The following is a 5,823-nucleotide window of genomic DNA, read 5'->3' as shown; positions in this document are numbered from 1 at the left end:
CAAGTCAACTCGGTCTCCAGCGCGGCGTAGTGGGCGCCGAGCAGGTCGCGCAGCTCGGGGTCGGCGATGTCGACGCCGAGCTGGCCGAGGTGGTGGGCCGCGGTGCGGGCGTCGGTCACGTCGCCGACGACGGTCACGAGCGCGTCCAGCACGGCCTGCCGGGGCGTGGTGGCCGCGTCGGCGACCGCGCGGATGGCCGCGACGGCCCTCGCCGTGCCTTCCCGGGTGAGCGCGGTCAGCAGGCCGTGCTTCGAGCCGAACCGGCCGGACACGCTGCCCACCGACACACCCGCCCGCTCGGCCACCTGGCTCAGCGTGAATCCGGGGCCGTTCCGTCCGATGACGACGGCCGCCGCGTCGAGCAGCCGTTCGTCACTGATCCTGCGGGGTCGTGCCACACAGTTATTGAACCACAGTTCATTAACTCGCGCGACCCGCACCCCGGACCGCGCGAGATCAGGGTGCGGATCAGGGTGATCACCGACGTCGCCGGGACGGAGCGTGCGGCATGCTGGTGGGCAAGCGGGGGCGAGGGTGGCTCGCCACGGCACCTGCGGGCCAGGCGGGCCGACGCGCGGGGCGAACCACCCTCGACACACAGGCACGAGCGGCGGTCCGGCCGCACAGGAGGATTCACCATGATCGAGGCACGAGGCCTCACCAAGCGCTACGGCACCACGCTGGCGGTCGACGACCTGACGTTCGACGTGGCGCCCGGCACGGTCACCGGCTTCCTCGGGCCGAACGGCGCGGGCAAGTCGACGACGATGCGCATGATGCTCGGGCTCGACAACCCCACCAGCGGTGAGGTGCTCATCGGGGGCAAGCACTATCGTGAGCTGCGGCACCCGCTGCGCACGGTCGGCGCCCTGCTCGAAGCGCGCTGGGTCCACCCGAACCGGTCGGCACGCGCGCACCTGCGGTGGATGGCGCGGTCGAACGACATCCCGGAGCGGCGCATCGACGAGGTGCTCGACGCGGTCGGCCTCACCGAGGTAGCCGGGAAGCGGGCGGGCGGCTTCTCCCTCGGCATGTCTCAGCGGCTCGGCATCGCGGCCGCCCTGCTCGGCGACCCCGAGGTGCTGTTGTTCGACGAGCCCGTCAACGGACTCGACCCGGAGGGCATTCTCTGGATCCGCCGGTTCATGCACCGGCTCGCCGACGAGGGCCGCACCGTGTTCGTGTCGAGCCACCTGCTGTCCGAGATGGCGCTGACGGCCAGCGAACTGGTGGTCATCGGCCGGGGCAGGCTCATCTCGCAGAGCAGCACCGAGGACTTCGTCTCCCGGGCCTCCGCCCTCACCGTCAAGGTGCGCAGTCCGGAGCTGGACCGGCTCCGGAGCGCGCTCGCCGCCGCGGGCGCCGAGCTGACCGACGACGAGGACGGTGTTCTCGTGTCCGGAATGGACAGCGAGAAGATCGGCGAGATCGCCCTGCGCGAGCAGGCGGTGCTCCACGAGCTGAGCCCTCAGCGCGGGTCGTTGGAGCAGGCGTTCATGCACATCACCGGCGACTCGGTGGAGTACCACACGAACCTCGACGCCGACGGCGTGCCCGACCAGGCCACCGCCGGTGTCTGACCGGCGCGACCACTGACGCAGACCATCCGAGAAGACCGAGGACACCCATGACTCTGCTCGCCGTCGAACGCATCAAGCTGCTCTCCACCCGTTCACCCTGGTGGTGCGCGGTCGCGGGACTCGTGCTGACCGCGGGATTCACCGCCCTTGTGGTGGGCAACAGCGACGAGCGATTCCCCGCGACCGTCGCGACGACCCAGTTCGGCTACTCCTTCGGACTCGCCGTGATCATGGTGCTCGCCGCGCTCGCCGTGACCACCGAGTACCGCTTCAACACCATCCGCACCACGTTCCAGGCCGTGCCAAACCGCACGAAGGCACTGCTGGCCAAAAGCACCGTCGTCGCGCTGATCGCGCTGGTCCTCGGCGAGATCATCGCCTTCGCGTGCTGGGGGCTGTCCCTCGTGCTGGCGCCGGAGGCGGACCTGGCGCTCAACAGCGGCGCCGACTGGATCAACGTGGCGGGCGTCGGCGTGGTTTTCGCCCTCGCCGCCGTGATCGCGGTGGCCGTCGGCATTCTCGTGCGGCACAGCGCGGGAGCCATCTCCCTGCTGATGATCTACAGCCTCGCCGTCGAGAGTCTCGTCCGCATGATTCCGAGCATCGGCGAGGACATTTACGCGTGGCTGCCGTTCAACGTCGCGCACAAGTTCCTCACCGGCGAGGGCGAGTCGAACCCGGGGCGGATGGCGGAGGCGGGGATGCCCCTGTCCACCTCGACCCTGAGCCAGGGCTGGGCACTGCTGTACTTCGCCGGATTCGCCGCCGCGCTGCTCGCGGTCGCGATCGTGACCGCGAAGCGCCGCGACGCCTGAGCCGACCGGGGGAGCGGGGAGATCCGGCGGGGCCGGCAGGCGGAAACGGGACGGAACCGTTACCCGCTTTCCGGTCCCGCCGCTTCGCGCGAATGGTTAAATAATGGTTAACCGACCGTGAGGGAGTTCACTTCACCCGGTTTTCCCACATCTTTCGCGGGATGGTGGGAATCGGCGACGTCAGGAGAACCTACGGAGGTGACCCCTTGACGGCGACACGGCATCCCCGCCTGGAACCCATGGCCGAGCTGGACTGGGCCGAGGCGATCGAACAGCCCTTCGGGGTCACCGACGCGGCGCGCCCCGCCGACCTGCGCGTGTCCTGGGTGCACCGGGCCCCGGAAACCGAGGTGCTGGCCCTCTACCGCGCCACGAGCGCGGTGACGGCACCGGTGCCCTCGCCGTGGTGGCTGCGCGCGGTCGCCGCGGGCGCGCTGCGGTGCCGCATCGACGGATTCCGTGTCGAGGACCGGATCGACCGTCTGCTGGCCACGAGGCCTGGCTGGGAGTACGTCCCGTGGGCCGCCGACGGCGAGTCCGGCTACTGGGAGTTCATACCGTCCGAGCGCGGTCGCGACGGGCACCGCATCCCCACCACGATCCTGACCACCGACCGGCACCCCGGCTGGATCGACGTGCTGCCCGCGCACAGCGGGCGCACACCACAGCCGATCGCGGTGGCGGGGCTGGCGGGGCTGCGCGCACGGCTGGGGGAGTTCGAGGCCGTGCGCTGACCGGTGCGCCGACGGGCACGCCGGAGCGGCCGGTTATCGTGCCTGGTCGTGGGAACTTCGGAGCAGGCGCGACTGCGCACGGTCGTCAGCTACGTCAAGCGCGGCGGGCGGATGACGGTCGGACAACAGCGCGCGTGGGAACGGCTCTGGCCGTCATGGGGCACGACCGTCGTTGAGCTGCCCGAGGGGCCGATCGACTTCGCGGACTGGTTCGGCAGGCAGGCCCCTGTGCTGTTGGAGATCGGCTCGGGCATGGGCGAGACCACCGCCCGGCTGGCCGCGGCCGAGCCGGAAGTGAACTACGTCGCCACCGAGGTCTACGAGGCCGGGCTCGGCCAGCTCATGCTGCGCGCCGAACAGCTCGGGGTGGACAACCTGCGCCTGGTCCACGGTGACGCGGTGGACCTGCTCACCGGGCACGTCGCCGAGGAGGCGCTGTCCGGGGTGCGCGTGTTCTACCCCGACCCGTGGCACAAGAAGCGCCACCACAAGCGCCGGTTGATCCAGCCGGGCTTCGTGGCACTGCTGGCGTCCCGGATGGCCGAGGGCGCCACCCTGCACCTGGCCACGGACTGGGCCGACTACGCCGAGCAGATGCTCGAGGTGTGCACGGCCGAACCGGCGCTGCGCAACCGGCACGACGGGTGGGCCCCGCGTCCGGACTGGCGTCCGGTGACCAAGTTCGAGCAGCGGGCGCGGGACTCCGGCCGAGAGAGCAGGGACCTCGTCTTCACGAAGGTCACGCCGTGACCAGCACGAACGGCCGCCTCCCTGATGCGGATGTCACCGAAAGTGATAACCTGCTCACGGTGACCGGCCAGCAGAGGACCGACGAGGCCGCCCCCGCCCGCACGGCCTACCTCGTCAAGCAGCTCGAGCTGGCCGTGCGCGCGCACATCGACGCCGCCGCGCGCCCGCACGGGCTCACCACCACCCAGTACACGGCACTCGCCGCGCTGCGCCGGATTCCCGGCCAGTCGTCGGCGCAGTTGGCGCGCCGGTCGTTCGTCTCCGCCCAGACCATGCAGGAGCTGATCTCCGGGCTGGAACGCCGCGGGCTCATCGAGCGGACGCAGGCACCCACGAACAAGCGGGTGCTGCGCATCCACCTCACCGAGCAGGGCGAGCGGGTGCTCGACGGGGTCGACGGCGAGGTCGACGCGATCGAGCGAACGATGCTCGCCGACCTCGATCCCGCCCAGGTCGAGAGGTTCCGCGACTCCCTGCGCCTGTGCGCCCGCCGCCTCGCCACCTTCCCCCGCACCTGACCGCGCGCCGGGCGCGTGGTCCCGCCCCGGCGTGGGCCCCTCGCCCCTCCCCCGCCGGAGCGAGAGGCCCATCCGTGTCACTGGGTCACTCGTCGGTGAGCGGCTCGGTACTGATCCGTTTCAGCGCGGGCCCGCACACCGACGCGGCGAGCACGGCCGCGACCAGCCCGAGCACGACGGGCGCCGCGATCCACGGTGTCAACACCGGGTCCTTCGGGCTGACGATGCCGAACAGTCCGATCCCGACGGCGACGCCGACGGTGCCGGCCCCGATCGTCGCCACGAGGGCGGGCAGCGCGGCTTCCGTGCGCAGGGCGGTGCTCAGCACCCGCACGGGTGTACCCGCCGCGAGCAGCGCGCCGAAGGTGCGCCTGCGGTCGAATACCGACCCGGCGGTGGTGATCGCCGCACTGCACCCGCTCAGCACGGCCGCGGCCACCAGCCCGATCACCGTGACCCGGCGGAGGTCGTCCATGCGCACGTGCTGGTCGGCGACAAGCGCCTCGATGCTGTGCACACCCATGGTTCCCGCCGCGCGGGCCAGCGCCGTGCGCTGGACCTCACGTTCGCCCGCCCCGGGCGTCAGCACGACGTAGGCGGCTTCGTAGGCGACCTCGTCGGGCAACGCGTCGGGATGCACGATCACGGGCTGATGGACGTCCTCATCCTCCGGAAGCTCGTACACCGGCGTGTCGGCGTCCAGCGGGACCGTCGAGCCGCCCCCACTCCGCTCGGCGTCCGGTCCGGCACCACTTCCGGTGCTCGTTCCCCCGGCCAGCACACCGTCCCGCACCGGATCGAACCCGGCGGGTGCGTGCACGCCGGGCGCCTCACCGGCGCACGAGCCGAGTTCGACGCGCAGCGATCGCCGCGCGTCGGCGCAGTCGAGAACGAAACCCTCCCGGCGGCGCTCGCCGTCGGTGAACCACACGTTCGGCACCACCAGCGCGCGGTCGGCGAGGCCGTAGCGCCGCAGCGACTCGTCGGTCTCGGCGGCGATCGTCTCGGCTCGCTGCATCGACGGAGCCGGTGTGTACAGCGCCGAGGTCTCGAACGGCGAGGACGAGCCCACCAACGTGGCCGCCGACGCGAGCAGCGTCAGCGCCATCGACCCGGTGAACACGGCCAGCACCACGCCCGCCGACGAACGGTAGGCGCCCTTCGGGTCGTCGAACAGGCGCCTTCCGGCCAGCAGTGCGGGCGCGCCCCGCCAGAGACGGACGAACAGCGATCCCACCGCCGCGGTCACCCACGGACCGATCAACGCCGCCGAGGCCAGCACCGCGGCGAGCGAGGCCAGCAGCAGAGGCAGCGTCGACGCGCCGCCGGCGTTGTCCAGCACGAGGAAGAACAGCCCGACCGCCGCCGGGACGGTGAGCAGCCGCCACCAGTGCGGCTTGCCGCGCGCGTGCCGGTTGGCCGCGCC

General features: G+C 71.7%; 7 protein-coding genes. 5 read left to right on the top strand and 2 right to left on the bottom strand.

Features of this window, described 5'->3' with window-relative positions:
- On the bottom strand, nucleotides 1–398 hold a 398-nt coding region (locus tag SACSA_RS20900; protein ID WP_019812712.1), incomplete at its 3' end, for a TetR/AcrR family transcriptional regulator.
- Between the two features lie 240 nt (nucleotides 399–638).
- Here SACSA_RS20900 and SACSA_RS0100755 point away from each other — a divergent pair.
- The 5 genes from SACSA_RS0100755 (at nucleotide 639) to SACSA_RS0100735 (ending at nucleotide 4,397) form a co-directional block, all read left to right on the top strand.
- Nucleotides 639–1,580, top strand: a complete 942-nt coding sequence (locus tag SACSA_RS0100755) for an ABC transporter ATP-binding protein (protein WP_019812711.1) — start codon at nucleotides 639–641, stop codon at nucleotides 1,578–1,580.
- A gap of 47 nt (nucleotides 1,581–1,627) precedes the next feature.
- Complete coding sequence (locus tag SACSA_RS0100750) at nucleotides 1,628–2,395, top strand: ABC transporter permease (RefSeq protein WP_019812710.1); 768 nt, start codon at nucleotides 1,628–1,630, stop codon at nucleotides 2,393–2,395.
- A gap of 239 nt (nucleotides 2,396–2,634) precedes the next feature.
- Nucleotides 2,635–3,129, top strand: coding sequence for a hypothetical protein (locus tag SACSA_RS0100745; protein WP_232212799.1), 495 nt, complete (start codon nucleotides 2,635–2,637; stop codon nucleotides 3,127–3,129).
- Nucleotides 3,130–3,177: 48 nt separating this feature from the next.
- Nucleotides 3,178–3,879, top strand: a complete 702-nt coding sequence (gene trmB / locus SACSA_RS0100740; protein ID WP_019812708.1) for a tRNA (guanosine(46)-N7)-methyltransferase TrmB — start codon at nucleotides 3,178–3,180, stop codon at nucleotides 3,877–3,879.
- Nucleotides 3,876–4,397: a MarR family winged helix-turn-helix transcriptional regulator gene (locus tag SACSA_RS0100735; RefSeq protein ID WP_019812707.1), complete on the top strand. Its 522-nt coding sequence runs from the start codon at nucleotides 3,876–3,878 to the stop codon at nucleotides 4,395–4,397. The genes trmB and SACSA_RS0100735 overlap by 4 nt, the downstream gene beginning before the upstream one ends.
- An 85-nt stretch (nucleotides 4,398–4,482) precedes the next feature.
- On the opposite strand, the gene SACSA_RS25520 is transcribed toward SACSA_RS0100735, so the two are convergent.
- Nucleotides 4,483–5,823 (bottom strand): FtsX-like permease family protein (locus SACSA_RS25520; RefSeq protein WP_019812706.1); only part of this gene is annotated, 1,341 nt, incomplete at its 5' end.

Origin of the sequence: Saccharomonospora saliphila YIM 90502, assembly GCF_000383795.1 — a bacterium.
Taxonomy (GTDB): domain Bacteria; phylum Actinomycetota; class Actinomycetes; order Mycobacteriales; family Pseudonocardiaceae; genus Saccharomonospora; species Saccharomonospora saliphila.
The sequence above is the reverse complement of the archived record's forward strand: the minus strand, read 5'-3'. Positions and strand labels throughout refer to the sequence as shown.